Below are 18296 nucleotides of genomic sequence, written 5' to 3' on the forward strand. Positions count from 1 at the left end.
GAGTTTGCGGAGCACGAATGACATCCGATTTTTCTAGTTCGTCACATCTGCCTCAGGATCAGTTTGATACTGGACCACTATCCTGGGTGATGGCGGAAGTACGTGAAGCAGTAAATAGTGCCGGCAAGATGCTGAAAGACGCACTTGCGCAGGATGCTGAAGCAAGATCAACGTCTATTTTTCATGCCAAGAGCTACCTGCATCAGGCGCACGGTGCGTTGCAAATCGTTGATATCGATGGCGTTGCTATCGTCACAGAAACCATTGAAGATCTGTTAGACCGCCTGCACTCGGGGCAGTTGGACATTACAGCGGCCCACATCGACGTCATTCTCGATGCATTTCATGCCGTCTTGCGGTATCTCGAAGACTTATTATCTGGTGCTGCGCATCAGCCGGTTAGATTATTCCCCTACTATCGTTCTCTGTTGGAATTAAAAGGTGCTGAGCGTATTCACCCAGCTGATTTATTTTTCCCAAGCTTGGTTTCTCAGCAGACAGTGCCCGTATTGGATGTGAAGTCCTCCAATACACCAGTGAGTTATACAGCCGAGCGTCAGAAATTTGAAAAGCTGCTTCTCACGTTATTGACCAACAAAGACGTCGCACAGCAACGAAATGCCGCGCAACAGATGCGCGACGTGGTCGGCGATATTGCTGCAGCCCAGTCGAACGCACAAGCGAAGGCATTTTGGGCCGTGATGTGCGCATTTGTCGAGGCCTATGCCGACGGTAGTATCGATAATCAGTCCTATGCGAAGCAGATTTTTGGTCGTATTAATTTGCAAATTCGTCGCTTGGTGGAAGGTGTTGCAGCTATTCCTGAACGCTTGTTAAGAGACGCGCTCTTTTTCCTCGCTCAAGTTCGCTCGCCGACACCGTTTGTCGATAGCATTCGCCAAGCCTATCAACTCGATAACAAGGTCCCTGTTGATTACGACCAGAAAAATTATGGTCAGATCGCAGCGGGCGTGCAAAGTACAGCGAAGGAACAACTCACGGCTGTAAAAAATTTGTGGGGACGTATCGCGAACGGCGAGAATGGATTGGCCGAGAAGTTCTCACAAAAGATGAAGGATTTGGCAGAAACTGGCGCTGGATTTAACGCGCCTGCCTTATCGAAATTGTTGCGTGAATTAAGCGGTATCGCGCGCCATGTCGCTCATTCTGGCGATAAAGAAAAATTAGATATCGAACTGGCAACGAGCTTGTTGTTTGTTGAAACCGCGTTAGACCAAATTACCCGCTTGCCAGCCCATTTCTCAGAGCGTGCTGATGAGATTACAGCCCGGTTGTTGTCGATTGTTTCCGGCGAAGAGCCGCAATCGCAAAAAGCTTGGATGGGTGAAATCTCTCGTGAAGCGCAGCAACGTCAGACGATGGGTGTCCTCGTCAACGAGATGCAAAGCAGCTTGCGCCAAGTAGAAAAGAATCTCGATGAGTATTTCCGTGATCCATCTCAGCACGGCTCTTTAGCCGCCGTTGAGGATGTTTTACATCAAATTGGCGGTGCCTTGGCGATGTTGGATCAAGATGATGCCATGCTCGCCGTTGAGCAAACACGTCATCTCGTCAGCACATTCAAGGATCCTGTGGATGTGTTTGATGAAGCCGCCGTGATTGAGCGTCAAGACGCCCATCACAAAGTCGCACAGAACATTGGTGCACTGAGCTTCTTTATCGAAACCCTGCAAGCCCAGCCTGATTCTGTCCGGAAAAAATTCAGCTTTGATGCTGATGCTGGAATCTTCCGTTCTAACCTGCTCGAAACAGTTGCACATAAAGAGTTACTCCCTGTCATCGATGAGGCCAATACCTCGACGGCAGAACACCATGTGACGACTGACAATACCTCGTCACATGGGGCAGCGACTGCTGAGCAAGAACTTGTCCAACAACAGCAGGAATCAGCACGATTAGCAGTATCGTTGGCAGAACATCCTGAAGACAAAGATCTGCAGGCACAACTCAAAGATTCGTTGGAATTAGAGCGTTCTGTCGCGACGTTGCTTGATGATCCGGACGCCAGTGAACGTGCGAAAGTTGCGATTGATTTGCTGGATGAAACAGGGACAACACATTCGTCTGAACGCCTGCAAGATATCGTCGCCGCAACGAGTTCTGCTCCTGAGACATCAGCACCTGTTGCCGATCTTGCGCTGCCATCGAGTGATGAAGCGATTGATGCGGAGCTCTTAGACATCTTCCTGAGCGAAGCCGAAGAAGTCTTGACTTTTGTGAGTGAAATTTTACCGTTGTCGCAAAAAGATAACGACAACCAAGATTACCTCACGAGCCTCCGTCGCTCATTCCATACCCTCAAAGGCAGCAGCCGGATGGTGGGTCTGAACGTCTTTGGCGAGACAGCGTGGAATGTTGAGCAGGTGATGAATCTCTGGTTGTCCGAATCGCGTTCGGGTAACGAAGATCTCTATGCATTATTGTCCCACGCCGCTAGTGAAATGGGCTTGTGGGTAGAAGAACTGAAGCGCGATGGTCATTCGAGCCGTCGTGGAGCAGCGATCATCGAAGCTGCGCAACGTTTGAAAGCGGGTGAGGCGATCGAGTCGATTGCTGCTGAAACACCGATCGCCTCCAGTGCTGTAGAGACTGCGCAAGTCATCCATGCTGAGTCGGTTCCAGTTGCTGAACAAGAAGCAACTAAAGATATTGAACTCCCTGCTCAAGCATTGCAAACGGCAGCGTCGGCACATGAAGATCATCACACCATCGACGACCTCGGTTTGGACGATCTCCGTTTTGATTTAGACGATTCAATTGAATCGACGGTACCTGTCAATGACAACAACGCGCAAGTGTTGGACGAGCCATCGCATGATGTTTCACCGACGCCGTTGGAGAGCCTGACGACGATCAATGAGCCATCACTGTCAACAGCAACGGATGCTGAAACGGTGTCAGATGATGTGGTCCCTGCGCTGGACGCATTGCAGGTTGAAGAGTTCAGTATCGACTTGTCTCCGACGCCAACGATGGATGAGCTGTTGGCCGCTGCGTTGGGTACTGCTGCGACAACTTTGCCATCGATTGGAGAAATGCCTGTCGGTGAGACGCCAGTTGATGCCCTCGCGTCCGATCTGTCATTGGATCACGACACGCTGAATGAGAGCGTGTCGGAAAGCGCGCCAAACATTCATGCGGCAGAAGAGACACATGAAGCTGATGCCCATAACTCACTAGAGACGCTCGCAGAAACACCTGCTGAACCCGTCGCACCTGAGCCACAAGAAGCGCCGGTGGTCAGTGCAAAAATTTTAGAGTTCCCTGACCTCATCAAACCTGTCGCCGTTCCGACCATTGATGACAATATCAAGCGGATTGGCGATTTGGAAATCAGTCTGCCGTTGTATTCCATTTACATGGCAGAGACGGATGAGATTGTTCGTTTCTTGTCGCAGGATTTTTCAGAATGGCGTCACGAGCCACACCGTAACGTTACGACGCATGCTATTCACGCCAGCCACACGCTGGCCGGTAGTTCAGCGACGGTTGGATTAAAGCCCTTACAAGAATTAGCGCATAGCCTTGAGTTAGTCTTGCAGCGTCTCGAACGTCATCCTGTCGTGCTTGAGGCGTCCGAGTTCGATGTGCTTGAGCACGCGCTCGACACAGCGAAACGCATGTTGCAAAAATTTGCGCTTGCTGAAATGGCGGCGTTTGCACCAGACGTTGTTCGACAGTTAGAGCAATTAATGCAAGAGGTGATTGCACGCTCTGATGCGGGTGCTGATGAAGAGTTCATTACATCAACCAATGAAAAATTGGATTTGAATGGATGGGACACCGAGCCACAGTCGCTGCCAGAATCAGTAACAGATCCATTGGTTGCGTCGGAGACCTTATCGTCGATCAGCCCTGCATCAACACCGATGACAGAGCACAGCCTTCAGATCAACGATGAACTTGATTTGGACTTGTTGCCGGTGTTCCTGGAAGAGGGGCATGATCTCTTGCCAATGGTGGGGCAACTGCTGCGTAACTGGCAGGAACATCCAAGTGATACCGCCATTCCGCAGTCAATCGCTCGCTTGATGCACACCATCAAAGGAAGCGCACGCATGGCTGGCGCGATGGGCCTGGGGCAGCATATTCATGATATGGAAACCCGTATTGAGAGTCTGATGCATGTGGGTAGTCTGGTGCGTCAACCATTACTGGAAGACCTGCTCGCAAGACACGATTTCAGCATGCAGCTCTTTGATCGCTTACAGCATCCTGAAGCCTATGCCTCGATGCCTGTGATGCAAGCCCCGCTCACAGCAGCGCAGGAGCTCGATCAGTTCCAAGAAGGACAGGCTGCGCAAGAGAAAGAAATACCGCACGCTACAGAGATGGTAAGTCTGCAGCCCGTCATGCCATTGATCAACGCAGGACAAAAGGCAACGACGACACCGGCAGTAGCCGCAACGACAGCGGCGGCGACACCTGGTGCGCCTGTACCGCTCGTTCGTGTCCGTGCTGACGTCTTGGATCGTTTGGTGAATCAGGCCGGTGAAGTTTCCATTTCGCGATCACGCCTTGAGAATGAAGTCAGTACATTACGTTCCTCACTCGGTGAATTAACCGAGAACGTCACACGTCTACGTGATCAGTTGCGTGAGGTAGAAATTCAAGCAGAAACGCAGATTACGTCCCGTATGGCGCACTCTGCTGACCGTGAATTCGATCCACTTGAGTTTGACCGTTTTACACGTTTGCAAGAATTAACTCGCATGATGGCGGAGAGCGTGAGCGACGTGGCGACCGTTCAAACTAACTTGAACCGGACGATTGATGGCGCAGCAAGTAACCTGCATGCACAAGCACGTTTAACGCGCGAACTGCAACAGGATTTGATGCGTGTGCGGATGATTCCTTTTGCCAGTGTGTCTGAGCGCCTCTACCGCGTTGCTCGTCAGACAGCCAAAGAAATCGATAAGCGGGTTAACTTGGATATTCGCGGCACCAACGTCGAGATGGACCGTGGCGTTTTGGAAAAAATGGTCGGACCGTTCGAACATCTATTGCGGAATGCGATTGTGCATGGGATTGAATCCCGTGAGGCGCGTCGTCAACAGGGGAAAGATGAAACGGGTGAATTGCTCATTGAAGTGCGCCAAGAAGGTAACGAAGTCGTTATCCGTTTCAATGACGATGGACAAGGTCTCAACTTAACGACCATCCGTGAAAAAGCGCAGTCCTTGGGCTTATTGCTGCCGGACGAAACAGTCAGCGACGCAGAAACTGCGAACATGATTTTTGAGCCAGGATTTTCTACGGCAACAGAAGTGACCGAGTTGGCAGGACGCGGCGTTGGTATGGACGTTGTTCGCTCAGAAGCAGCAACTTTGGGCGGTCGTGTTGAGGTCAATAGCACACCAGGTAAAGGTGCCGAGTTCACGATTCACTTACCACTGACATTGGCAGTGACACAGGTCGTGTTGCTGCGTTCAGGTGGACGCACGTTTGCTGTGCCATCGGTACTGGTCGAACAGGTGCAACATCTGAAAGCAAACGCCTTGGCGAATGCCTATAACGATGCTGCGGTCATGTGGCAAGATCAACGCGTGTCGATGCATTATTTATCGGCACTCCTTGGCTACCGTGATGATATCCCGACGTCGCAGCAATATACACCATTGCTGATCATGAAGAGTGGTTCTGATCGCGTCGCGATTCACGTGGATGACATCGTTGGTAACCGCGAGGTAGTCGTTAAAAATATTGGCCCGCAATTGTCACGGATGGCTGGTATTGCAGGTGCAACAGTGCTTGGTTCTGGTGACATTGTTCTCATCATTAACCCAGTACCACTTGCGCAACGCATGGAATATGAACATGCCCGTTTACCGCAACAAGGTGTTGATACCGTCAATGTCGGTGCAGTCGCTGATTTACATCAGCCGCAGCAACAACTTGCAGTCAATACTGAGGCTGTGCAAGGGTTGCGTACACAACATACCATCATGGTGGTCGATGACTCTTTGACGGTACGTCGCGTCACGCAACGTTTGCTGACCCGTGAAGGTTATCAAGTCATTCTGGCAAAAGATGGTATTGATGCACTAGAACAATTGCAATCGGTGACGCCAGACGTCATGCTCGTCGATATTGAAATGCCGCGTATGGATGGGTTCGATCTGACACGTAACGTGCGCAGTGATGCCCGTACCAGCCATATTCCTATCATCATGATTACATCGCGTACGGCAGATAAACATCGTAACTACGCGAAAGAGTTAGGGGTGAATGAGTATTTTGGTAAACCTTATCGTGAAGACGACCTGATGGCTGCGATTGTTCACTTCATCGATGCTGAACAAACGGCGAAAGAATAAGTCACCGTTTTGTAGGATGCCGGATGCGTTCAAACTTCAACAAAAAAGCGGGGAATTCCCCGCTTTTTTTATGTGCAATTGATCATGCACCCCTATTCTATGGGGCTTAGTCTTCTGCCGTTGTCGGTTCATCTGCTTTTTTAACGACAGCATATCTCGCCAGCGTCGCCTTCCTCGCCACATCGTGATCAACAATCGGAGTTGGATAGGTGTCCCCTAATTTGACACCTGCTTGCTGTAAAAGAAGCGGTGCCGCTTTCCATGGTGCGTGAATCGAACGTTTATCCAATCGAGCTAATTGCGGTAAATAGCGGCGAATAAATTTGCCATCCGCGTCAAACTTTTCTGATTGCGTGATGGGATTAAAAATACGGAAATAAGGTTGCGCATCACACCCCGACGAGGCTGCCCATTGCCAGCCGCCGTTATTCGCGGCGAGGTCAAAGTCATTGAGCTTTTCGGCGAAATAGGCTTCGCCACGACGCCAGTCAATGCCCAGATCCTTGATCAGAAAACATGCCGTCACCATACGTAAACGGTTATGCATATAGCCGGTTTGATTGAGTTGCAACATGGCTGCGTCTACCAATGGATAGCCCGTTTTTCCTTCGCACCAAGCGTTAAAATACTTGTCCGCCACATCGCCATCTTCCCACTGAATAGCGTCGTATGCAGGTTTAAAAGCCGCTTTTTCGACGCGTGGATGATGGTGTAGGATCATGAAGTAAAAATCACGCCAAATCAGTTCATTCAACCAAGTCTGCGCGCCTTGATGTGATGCTGTCCGAATTTGTTGCATTGCTTCACGTACAAGATGGCGCACTGACACCGTCCCAAAACGCAAATGCACTGACAAATACGATGGCCCTTTGATCGCCGGAAAATCGCGCGTCACATCGTAGTCTTTCATCCGATTCACAAAATCGTCGAATAACTGTCGACCACCAGACATGCCTGCGGGGATGTTGATGGGCTGCGATTCAGCTTCCGCAAATCCCATGGATGCCAAGGTCGGCATGGGCGTTGGTGGAACCGCAAGAAATCGATCTGCATACGCCGCGACGGGATAAGCCTTTGAGTAAAAATCATCCGACTGCGCATAAAACTTTTTAAGCCACGCATTTTTATACGGCGTAAAAACGGAGAACTGTGTATTCGACAGCGATAACACTTCACTTTTTTCGAAAATCACCTGATCCTTAAAGCTCAACATCTCGCAAGAGTACTCTTTGAGTGCAGCCTTGACCTTGTCATCGCGTGAGATCGCCGAAGGCTCATAGTCATGGTTAACAAACACTGCCTTGGCGTGCAATTCCGCTGCAAGCCGTGGAATCTCGGTTGCTGCATCGCCGTAACGAACAATCAGGCTACCACCACATTCTTGCAAGGACTGTTGCAACTCCCGAACGCTGTCCGCAATAAATTTGACCCGCCTGTCATTGGATGGCAAATGATCAAGAATCGCCTTGTCAAAAATGAATACACCAATAACAGCCTTACTCTGCCGCAACGCATGATAAAGCGCGGCGTGATCAAAACTACGCAGATCGCGACGGAACCAGACTAAGGATAGGGGGAATTGTGGGGTGTGATCGCTCATGAGATGCTTCAAGTAGATATCGCAAAATAGCAGAGGAATGTCATTGGCTTTACATCAAAGACATCGAATTATAACGAGTATGTTGATGCTTCGCCGATCCTGCTATTAAACCGATCTTAATGGCAATGTCTAAACGTAAATTAAAATCGGATCAATTATCTCAACATGAACCTGATGCCACATCGGCATGAAAAATAGCGTCTTCACGACGTGGGTGTAAGTAGATGTGAGTTCAGTATTTGTTCGTAATACTTAGTGTGCTCGCGTTGAATGATCAATATATTTGTGCGCTTCGTTTAGTCGCTTTGCTTCTCATAACGCCTTGAGAACAAGCTACTTAAAGCTTACAAAATTTTGATTTTTCCTCTATGTTATCTCTAGTTCCGTGTTGTATCACGTTGTTTAGACATCTTCTTAAAACAGCATATAAATCGACCTTCATTCGTTCATTGCTTCTCGTGCACAGTCGCGATCGCTTGATTAAATCTATCCTTTTATGCTTTCCATTGATTGTTAGTTATGTAGGGGCTGACGCACAAGTTCAATACGTCAACTATGTCCATAACAACTGGGCTGATTCTCTTCAAGGGGCAGTTGCTGGTTGTTCTGCAGATAGTGCGGGTGTTGGTGGAGGTCCATGTTCTTGGAGCGATTTACAAGGATCGAGACAAGTCTCAAACGCATTTTTTTTCTTTACTGATACGTATCCTATTTATCGGTACTACATATTCAATTGGTATTTTTGTCGATCAGGAACACACTTTACAGATACCGACGATTGTAACGACTCGACACTAGCGCCTCCCCCAAAGCCCAAACCACCACCACCTTGTCCTGCGTGTGGCGATCCAATTAACCCTGCTGATGGCACAAACATGCAGTGGGCGACAGATATGGTCGCTATGGGACAAGAAAATAGTCTTTCACTAAAACGCTATTACTATGGAAATCCGCTCAACCCGGATGATGAACTCGTTCGCAGCTTTGGATTGCGGTGGATACAACGATACGATTCAGCGTTGCGACAGGAAGTTGATCAGCAACCAAATACTCCCAGTGGTCAATGCTTAAAAAATACTGCGACAGGTAACACCTTTTGTCATTACACAAAAATTGCTGGTATTGCAGCCGAGCCTCAGACAGTGTCAATTAGTAGACCAAATGGCGGGCGGCTATTTTTTAGTCGGGTGGGTAATAATTGGTTGGGCGACGCCGACATTAATGACAAGCTTACTCCGAATGTTGACAACAAAGGAGTGATAGCTAGCTGGAAACTTGTTGCTACAAGCAATGATGATACGGAACTGTATGGTAGTGATGGAAAACTGCTTTCCATTACTTCACGTAACGGTGCGGTACAGCGGTTGACGTACAGTTCAGGTACGAGTAATGACACCTCTGTCTCTCGATTCCCTGTAAATGCACCGGTATGTAAGCACGTTCAAAGCGGCAATGCGATGGCAGCGGGTCGCTTGTTATGCGTTACAGCTAACTGGGGACGTCAACTGCAATTTGAATATGATGAGTATGGTCGGGTTACCAAGGCATTTGACCCTGACAATCAACCTTATCTCTATTCCTATGACGGGCCGTCAGCGGGGTGTCCTACTGTAGTTACAAATAACCGCGCATGTTTCGCCGGGAATCTGACGAACGTTACCTACCCAGACGGTAAATCGATTACATACTTCTACAACGAAGCTGCAAAAATTAATGGTGGACTACCTTGTTCGGGGACCAATCCGATTGGTTCTGGGTATGGTAGTCTCATTAATAGTTTAACTGGCCTTGTCGACGAAAATGGCGTGCAATATTCGTCATGGACTTACGATTGTCAGGGGCGTACTACTTCGAATCAACTTGCTGGTGGTGTTCGTCGTGTTGACCTCAACTATGGATCAACAGATCCTAACGGTCATAGTGTGACGACGGTTACCTATACTTTAGGGAAACCCACAAAGAGCCAGCAGGTTTCAATAAAAATCTCGTACGCGACGATTTTGAATGTTCTCAAAAATATCGACATTGATCAGCCTTGCCCTGATTGTGATCGCGTCGCACACCGCACTTACGATGCAAACGGCAACGTCGCGAGTACCACGGACTTTAAAGGTGTTGTCACCAAGTACGGCTATGACCTAAATCGTAACTTGGAAACGAGCCGTACCGAAGCAGCAGGTACAACTTTAGCGAAGACAACAACCACATCTTGGCATGAGAAATTCCGCTTACCAGTACAAATCAACGAACCCTTATTGCGCACTGTATTCATCTACGACAGCAACGGAAACGTTTTAACTAAAACCCAGCAAACGACTACCGATATGAGTGGTAGTCAAGGTGCAGCAGCCACGGTGACTGGCGCCCCTCGCGTCTGGCGGTACACCTATAACAGCGTCGGTCAAGTATTGACGGTCACCGGTCCACGCTCCGACGTTGTAGATGTCACTACCTATGCCTATGACACCCAAGGCAATCTCACCAGCCTCACCAATGCGGCAGGACATGTCACCACCATGACCAACTATGATGCTCACGGCCATGTTGGCACGATCACCGACCCAAATGGTGTTGTGACTAACTTGACTTATGCCCCACGTGGCTGGCTGCTTAGTCGTAGCACCAGTGCCGACGGCGTTACCGAAACGACCACCTACACCTATGACGGTGTAGGGCAAATGACTCAGGTAACTTTACCGGACAATAGCCAGGTGCACTACACCTACGATGATGCACATCGCTTGGTACGCATCACCGATAACGTTGGCAACAGCATCAACTACATCTTAGACAACATGGGTAACCGTGTTCAAGAAACCGTGACAGACGCAAGCGGCAACCTGAGCCGTCAGGTTAGTCGTATCTACGACACACTCAATCGTCTCCAGCAAGTGACTGGAGTAGCACAATGACGAACGTCATTTCATTGAAAAACTTTGGCTTAAAAAAACTCAAGGTGATTATGACTTACAGAAGACTCGTTATCTTATTTTTGTTAATCGGATATACAATTCCCTCTGCTTTTTCGGCCTCTCTATTCGACTCTCAATCTACAAGAGTGAATAATAGAGAAGCCGCAATTGAAGCGTGCGGTGCATTTTCTGCACACTTTGGAGTTGATTCCGACGGATGTAAAACACGGGGATCAATGGATGGTTCAGGAAATGGCATTCTTGACGCGGGGTGGTATGCCACATGGGATGGCCCTGATGTGACTTACCATTATGCTAGATGGAATTTTTGTGGTTCTAACACGCGTTATTTTTTAGACCTAGGATCTTGCTCCGCGATTACTGCTATTCCGCCGTTCCCAGAGCCTCCACCATGTCCACCATGCCATTCGGGAGCGAATGCTCAACCAATTGCCGGCAACCCTATTGTTGTTGCCACTGGCGCGAAAATTCAAACTGAAATCGATTATCGTAATACCAGTTTTTTTAAGCTGATACGTACCTATGATGGTAATCCTTTGAAAGTATCTTCCATTGATTCGCATCCCTTTGGTAGTCGCTGGACACACAACTTCGAGTCTAGCATTCGGGCTGAAAATTCGGTGACGTTAAACACCACTCGATCGATTTGCTGGCAGAGGTCTGATAATAAAAACATTTTTTGTGAGAATGATACTAGCAACCTTAATCCGAGCAAAATTCCTGATGCGGTCTCTGTCACCATAGGCTCTGACAATAAAATTTTCTTTAAACGTGATGGCATGAATTGGCAAAGTGACCTCAGTACTAATGAGCGCTTAACTTCAATTTTTGACCGCAATCTAGGTACTATTGTTGGCTGGCTTTTAATAACTGGTGATGGTGATGAAACTTGGCAGTACGACGCCATTGGTCGTTTGATGTCGGTATCTAAACGTAATGGCGTTAAATTTAAACTGACTTATAGCAATGGTTTCACTAACGACCCGAACTTGGGGCGTATACCAGTTGATGCTCCCATCTGTACACAAGTACCGCAAACTGGAGCTGTTATCGATGCAGGAAAAATACTCTGCATTACAGATAATTGGGGGCATCAACTTCAAATGAAATATGACATTGCAGGGCGTATTAGTCTTCTTATTGATCCTGCGGGTGGTAGATTTACATATTCCTACGATGGTCAGAGTGGCGGTTGTGTAACTCCTTCAGATGGTACATCGGCGTTTGCAATAAGTGCAACTTCCAATCAAGCATGCTCTGCAAATAACTTGACTTCAATGACTTTTCCGGATGGAAGTAAGCGTGTGTACTACTACAACGAACTCGCCAAAGTTAACAACGGACAAGCGTGTCCAGCTAAAAATGTGAGTGCAGATTTCGGGTCACTCGTTAATGCTCTAACGAGCATTGTTGATGAGGACGGTACCGTCTATGCGAGCTGGAATTACGATTGCCAGGGGAGAGCAATCTCCTCAGAACACGCCGAGGGAGTAGACAAGGTCATACTGACTTATGGCACAACACAGCCAGATGGATCGAGTTCTGTGCAGGTTTCTACATTTTTAGGAACTGTCACAGAACCGCAGTCTACTTCGACCAATTACCAATTTAAATCGGTTCTGAATACCATCCTCAACGTTGGAATGGATCTACCCTGTCCAGATTGTAATAACATAGCAAGCCGCACTTACGATGCAAACGGCAACGTCGCGAGTACCACGGACTTTAAAGGTGTTGTCACCAAGTACGGCTATGACCTAAGTCGTAACTTGGAAACGAGCCGTACCGAAGCAGCAGGTACGGCTTTAGCGAAGACAACAACCACATCTTGGCATGAGAAATTCCGCTTACCAGTACAAATCAACGAACCCTTATTGCGCACTGTATTCATCTATGACAGCAACGGAAACGTTTTAACTAAAACCCAGCAAACGACTACCGATATGAGTGGTAGTCAAGGTGCAGCAGCCACGGTGACTGGCGCCCCTCGCGTCTGGCGGTACACCTATAACAGCGTCGGTCAAGTATTGACGGTCACCGGTCCACGTACCGACGTTGTAGATGTCACTACCTATGCCTATGACACCCAAGGCAATCTCACCAGCCTCACCAATGCGGCAGGACATGTCACCACCATGACCAACTATGATGCCCACGGACATGTTGGCACCATCACCGACCCAAATGGTGTTGTGACTAACTTGACTTATGCCCCACGTGGCTGGCTGCTTAGTCGTAGCACCAGTGCCGACGGCGTTACCGAAACGACCACCTACACCTATGACGGTGTAGGGCAAATGACTCAGGTAACTTTACCGGACAATAGCCAGGTGCACTACACCTACGATGATGCACATCGCTTGGTACGCATCACCGATAACGTTGGCAACAGCATCAACTACATTTTAGACAACATGGGTAACCGTGTTCAAGAAACTGTGACAGACGCAAGCGGCAATCTGAGCCGTCAGGTTAGTCGTATCTACGACACACTCAATCGTCTCCAGCAAGTGACTGGAGCAACACAATGAACAGACCACCATTAAAGATCAGCCTTCGGTTAACAAGCTTGGCTTATGTGACCGCCCTATCAATGGGCAGCATCAGTAGCAGTGCAAAGGCACAGAAAGTAACGTCAACGCCGTCACCTTCTGTTCCTGTGCAAAACAGCACCTATCAATATGAATATGATGCACTGGGAAATGTGACTAAGATCACCAACCCTTTAAAAGCGCAAACCATACAAAGCTACGATGTATTGGGTCGTTTGCAAACACAGACCGATGCCAATAACCAGGTCACCAGCTATAGCTATGATGGACACGATCACCTCATTAAGGTCACTGACGCACGCCAGTTGTCGACCCTCTATAGCATTGATGGTCTGGGTAATCAACTCGGTTTAACTAGTCCCGATACCGGTACCACTAGCACTACCGTTGATATCGCTGGTAACGTGCTGACATCCAGCGACGCTAAAGGACAAACGACTCGTTACACCTATGATGTCTTAAATCGCGTCACAAGGATTACCTTTAGTGATGGGCAAGTAGCGAACTACACTTACGACCAGGGGAACAATGCCAAAGGTCGTCTGACGCAAATACAGGACACCAACGGTAGTATTCAACTCAGCTATGATAGCCGTGGCCGACTTCTTAGTGAAACCCGCACGCTCAGCAATATCGGGATCCCCATCGTGTCGACCACCAGCTACCAGTACGACATTCAGGGACAGCTAACACAGCTCACCTACCCAAACGGAAGACAGATTCGCTATACACGAGATAGCCTTGGTCACATCATACAGATTGATACTAGCAAAGGTGGCATCACCGCCACCGTGTTAAGCAAGGTTGTCTATCGCCCCTTCGGTGGCGTACAAAGCTACCTCAATAGTGTAGGGCAAGCCTATACCCGAAGCTTTGATCTTGATGGTCGCATTACCAGCTTCACCCTTAATAACCAAGTACAAGCCATTAGCTACGATGCTGCCAGTCGTATTATTGCCATCAACGAAGTTAACAATACTGCACGTCAGGTCAGTTATGGCTATGACAGCGTTGACCGTCTCACCAGCTATCTGACCCCGCAAAATAATCAAAAATTTAGCTACGATGCCGTGGGTAACCGTCAAAGTAAAGCCACCGGATCGATCACTACCAACTACAGCTACAGCAACACCAGTAACCGCTTAACCCAGATTTCCGGTAGTCAGAGCACGAGTATTCAGATGGATGCCAATGGCAGCACTACCAACAACGGTAATGCGCAAATGAACTACGACGCCCGTGGTCGTCTCGTCTCAGTAACAACCGCCGGTACCACGATTAGCTACCGCATCAATGCCTACGGTCAGCGCGTACAAAAGAGCAGCCCGAATGGCAACACCCTGTATCACTACGATCAGCGTGGCCACCTCATCAGTGAACATAGTGGACAAAGCGATGTGGATTACGTCTACCTCGACGATATACCGGTCGCCGTGCTGAAGTAAGTCACACACAGCACACAAACCATCCACACATCACCCCATCATTGATGACAAGAAAAAATAGAAGATAAAAATGAAGCACGAACTTCCAACACTTCACGCACCAATAAATCCATGGCGTATGAGCGCCCTGAGTGCAGTTGTACTTCTGGTGGCTCTTTGCAACCAGGTGCAAGCACAAAGCCAACCTAATCAACCCCAGACAACGAGCAGCGGCAGCGTTTTTAACGCCTTCGCCAACGGGGGTATTACCTTAGGCGATCAGATTAATACGCAGGCGTATTGCAACTTTAGGTTTTACGATAGCCCAGTGCTTAATGTTAATAAGGCAGGGCTACTAGGGACCTCACAATGTCAAAACACCGATACAAAAAATCAAGGCGCTGCACTGACCAAAGTCAGTGCCAGTGGCAATCCTATCACCCGCTTACCGCTCGCAGCGTTCCAGACGACCAGTAGTTCACTCAACGTCAACTTTACTAATAGCTTACAAGTCATCGTCAACGATGGCGGTACTCAGAAACAGATCAGCGGCAATGGCCAAGTCAGTGCCAATAGTTTGGGACAAAGCCTGCTCATCAGCAAACAAGGTAACGTCGTTACCATTCCTGCAGGTGACTATGCAAGCATCACTCTCCAGGTCAATGGCATCCTGCACTTCCAAGCGGGAGCGAATAGTACGCGTATTCACCAACTCAATTTAGCCAATTGCAACGGCATGAGCATGGAATTTGAACCAGGTGATTACTACATCAACCAAGCAAGCATCCAGACTAGTTGCCATTTAAAAATCACACCAGCAACAAGCGGTGGTAGCAGCAATACCGCCAGCAACAGTACCAGCGTCAATTTGCACCTTAACAGCAGCTTCACGCTCAATGCTGGCCCCACCTGCTGGAACATGAGTGAAGGTACCTGCAACGCTACTATTGGTGTGCCAGAAATCCAAGCTCAACACCCGGAACGACTCAAGCTCTACCTGCATCAGGGTGACTTCATCACCTACCAAGGCGCTAAAATCGCTGCAGGCATTTATGCCGATCAGGGTGATATTAAATTCGTCGGCGCTGGTAACTCTGCCTTCATCGGCGAGGTATGGGCGAACCATATCACTTCCGCCAACGGTGGCCCAACTGCATATGCTTACCGCGAGGTCTTCACCACCAGTGGCGGCGGTAGTAATAACAACCCACCACCGAGCATCAGCATCACACCGGTAGCACCCAATGTTACCTTCGTCGCACCCGCCAGCATCACTGTGAGTCTGAACGCCACTGCGGTCGGAGCCGGCAATAGCATCACTAAAATCGACCTGTATCAGGGCAGCATCTTAGTGGGCACCACAAGCAGTCCTACTGCGCCGAACAGCAACACCTACAGCATCACATGATCAAATGTGGCAGCAGGTACTTACAGCATTACAGCTAAAGCAACAGACAACTTAGGAGTAAGCACAACCAGTACCCCAATCACCGTCACGGTAGCAAGTGGTACAGCAAAGATTTATGATGTCCAAACAGATCAAATCAACACGCCGCGGGTCATCACTGACAGCACAGGCAATGTCGTATGGAGATGGGATAGCACACCGTTTGGAGAGAGCTTGCCGGATCAGAATCCGGGTCATACGGGAACAACGAACGACTTTACGTTCAATTTGAGATTCGCGGGTCAGTACTATGATCAGGAGACGGGGCTGCACTACAATTACTTCCGGGATTACGATCCGGCTACGGGGCGATATATCCAAAGTGATCCGATTGGCTTGGGTGGAGGGATTAATACTTATGCGTATGTTGAGGGAGATCCGATTTCAAAATTTGATCCTGATGGTCTTGTTGTTGCTGTATGTTCTCGACCAGCCAATTTGCCGGGACCGTTAGGCTTAGTTCATCATCAGTGGATAAAAACCGATACCATAGAAGCTGGTATGGGGGCGACTCCTGGGGTGATTCCAGGGCAAGGGAATATGGATCTTCCATTTACACTAACACAAGTCGTGAATCACCAAGGTCAGTCTAAAGCGCCTAATGCGACTTGTGAACCTCAGAAGCCAGAGGTCGATGAGGATTGTGTTAATAAACATTTGGGGCTTGGGACTCCTACGGGTCGTTGGGCGCCATGGAATCAATGTCAATCATTTGTTAAAGAAGTTATTCAACAATGTACAAGAAAAAAGAAAAGTTAAAATTCAACTCCTCCATTTGTCTTATTAACGAATTAATTTAATAACGCAATGTTATAGAAATTTCGATTTTATGAAAAATTTAATTCAAAATAAGATATTAGTTTTTAGTTTAATTTTATGCATTACTTTTTTTATTTACGGCTTATTTGGCGTTCTCCAGACAATTTTTTTATTTGGTGTTGGCCCAAATTTTTCAAAGAATCGGTTTGTCTCTAATCTGGAAATTTGGGTCACATTAACTATCGTGAGTTGCGTATTGTTAATTTATTTATTTAGATGGATTTGTTTTTTACGAAAGCATAGAAAGTAGTGGCCGACAGCACTAGATAATGGTTCCGTCGCATTAACTTTTAAAAAGCGAAATCGGTTATGCTCCGCACATTTTTAAAATTGATGCTCAGCCATGCTTGATACGAAACGAATGCGATTTCCAGTAGAAATTATAGCCGTCTGTATTCGTTGGTATGCAGCTTACCCACTCAGCCACCGACATCTCGAAGAGATGATGCGCGTATGTCGGGGAAATCCGGTTTCTCTCAGCGACCCATATTGCCGCGACTGTTAGGCATAGTTCATCATCAGTGGATAAAAACCGATATCGTAGAAGCTGGTATGTGGGCGACTCCTTGGGTGATTCCAGGGCAAGGGAATATGGATCTTCCATTTACACTAACACACGTCGTGAATCACCAAGGTCAGTCTAAAGCGCCCAATGCGACTTGTGAACCTCAGAAGCCAGAGGTTGATGAGGATTGTGTTAATAAACATTTGGGGCTTGGGACTTCTACGGGTCGTTGGGCGCCATGGAATCAATATCAATCATTTGTTAAGGAAGTTATTCAACAATGTACAAGAAAGAGGGGGAGCTGCGATTGGGATCGAGAAGACGGCAGCCTCCAAGGGGGGAATTTGTTGGTAATGCCATGATGCGGGCGGTCCCTGACAACCTCTTAATCGGGCATGTGGTGGGCTCTGGTCTGGCGACATTTGGTGGCACTGCCTCCGGTGTCGTTGAGGTGGCTGGAGCCGTGCTAATCCCGTGTGGTACGGCGGTGTCGAGCACAAAGAGGTTGAAAACGACAACCATTGAATTGCTTAACTATTATTTGAAATGTTCATCAGACAAATCGTATGAGAAAAATCCGATATAGCGTACCCACGCTTGTTGCGATGATTTCCGTCATCGCGATATTTGTATTAGGAGGTTATTTAGCACAGCGGCCTTCATTTGTAGATCAAGCAA

The 18296-nt window shown here is 48.2% G+C and carries 7 protein-coding genes and 1 pseudogene; 7 read left to right on the top strand and 1 reads right to left on the bottom strand.

Translation table 11 applies throughout. From position 1 onward, the window contains the following. Nucleotides 1-17 precede the first annotated feature (17 nt). Nucleotides 18-6338 carry an Hpt domain-containing protein gene (locus ACO0K2_RS00545; protein WP_423014655.1) on the top strand — a complete coding sequence of 2107 codons (6321 nt, stop codon included), beginning with the start codon at nucleotides 18-20 and terminating at the stop codon, nucleotides 6336-6338. Nucleotides 6339-6444: 106 nt separating this feature from the next. On the opposite strand, the gene ACO0K2_RS00550 is transcribed toward ACO0K2_RS00545, so the two are convergent. Next, the gene (locus ACO0K2_RS00550) at nucleotides 6445-7938 is read right to left on the bottom strand and encodes a cryptochrome/photolyase family protein (RefSeq protein WP_423014657.1); all 1494 of its coding nucleotides are present in this window, start codon (nucleotides 7936-7938) and stop codon (nucleotides 6445-6447) included. A 476-nt stretch (nucleotides 7939-8414) separates the two neighbouring features. Here ACO0K2_RS00550 and ACO0K2_RS00555 point away from each other — a divergent pair, with 476 nt between their 5' ends. From ACO0K2_RS00555 to ACO0K2_RS00580, 6 genes and pseudogenes are all read left to right on the top strand, one after another. Then, nucleotides 8415-10850, top strand: coding sequence for a DUF6531 domain-containing protein (locus tag ACO0K2_RS00555; RefSeq protein ID WP_423014659.1), 2436 nt, complete (start codon nucleotides 8415-8417; stop codon nucleotides 10848-10850). Then, nucleotides 10847-13402, top strand: coding sequence for a DUF6531 domain-containing protein (locus ACO0K2_RS00560; protein WP_423014661.1), 2556 nt, complete (start codon nucleotides 10847-10849; stop codon nucleotides 13400-13402). Before ACO0K2_RS00555 ends, ACO0K2_RS00560 begins: the two co-directional genes overlap by 4 nt. Beyond that, nucleotides 13399-14868 carry a hypothetical protein gene (locus tag ACO0K2_RS00565; protein WP_423014663.1) on the top strand — a complete coding sequence of 490 codons (1470 nt, stop codon included), beginning with the start codon at nucleotides 13399-13401 and terminating at the stop codon, nucleotides 14866-14868. Before ACO0K2_RS00560 ends, ACO0K2_RS00565 begins: the two co-directional genes overlap by 4 nt. A 70-nt stretch (nucleotides 14869-14938) precedes the next feature. Continuing rightward, nucleotides 14939-16255 carry a hypothetical protein gene (locus tag ACO0K2_RS00570; RefSeq protein ID WP_423014665.1) on the top strand — a complete coding sequence of 439 codons (1317 nt, stop codon included), beginning with the start codon at nucleotides 14939-14941 and terminating at the stop codon, nucleotides 16253-16255. A gap of 6 nt (nucleotides 16256-16261) precedes the next feature. Next, nucleotides 16262-17053, top strand: a complete 792-nt coding sequence (locus tag ACO0K2_RS00575) for an RHS repeat-associated core domain-containing protein (RefSeq protein ID WP_423014667.1) — start codon at nucleotides 16262-16264, stop codon at nucleotides 17051-17053. Nucleotides 17054-17456: 403 nt separating this feature from the next. Further along, nucleotides 17457-17561, top strand: a pseudogene (locus ACO0K2_RS00580) (IS6 family transposase); the annotation flags it as partial. Between the last annotated feature and the right edge of the window lie 735 nt (nucleotides 17562-18296).

The sequence above is a fragment of the Undibacterium sp. MH2W genome, from assembly GCF_049340215.1.
Classification (GTDB): Bacteria; Pseudomonadota; Gammaproteobacteria; order Burkholderiales; family Burkholderiaceae_D; genus Undibacterium.

Excerpts from the sequence above, each read along its gene's own strand:
- ACO0K2_RS00550 (WP_423014657.1), bottom strand. The coding sequence starts at position 7,938 with ATGAGCGATCACACCCCACAATTCCCCCTATCCTTAGTCTGGTTCCGT.
- ACO0K2_RS00570 (WP_423014665.1), top strand. The coding sequence starts at position 14,939 with ATGAAGCACGAACTTCCAACACTTCACGCACCAATAAATCCATGGCGT.
- ACO0K2_RS00565 (WP_423014663.1), top strand. The coding sequence starts at position 13,399 with ATGAACAGACCACCATTAAAGATCAGCCTTCGGTTAACAAGCTTGGCT.
- ACO0K2_RS00545 (WP_423014655.1), top strand. The coding sequence starts at position 18 with ATGACATCCGATTTTTCTAGTTCGTCACATCTGCCTCAGGATCAGTTT.
- ACO0K2_RS00560 (WP_423014661.1), top strand. The coding sequence starts at position 10,847 with ATGACGAACGTCATTTCATTGAAAAACTTTGGCTTAAAAAAACTCAAG.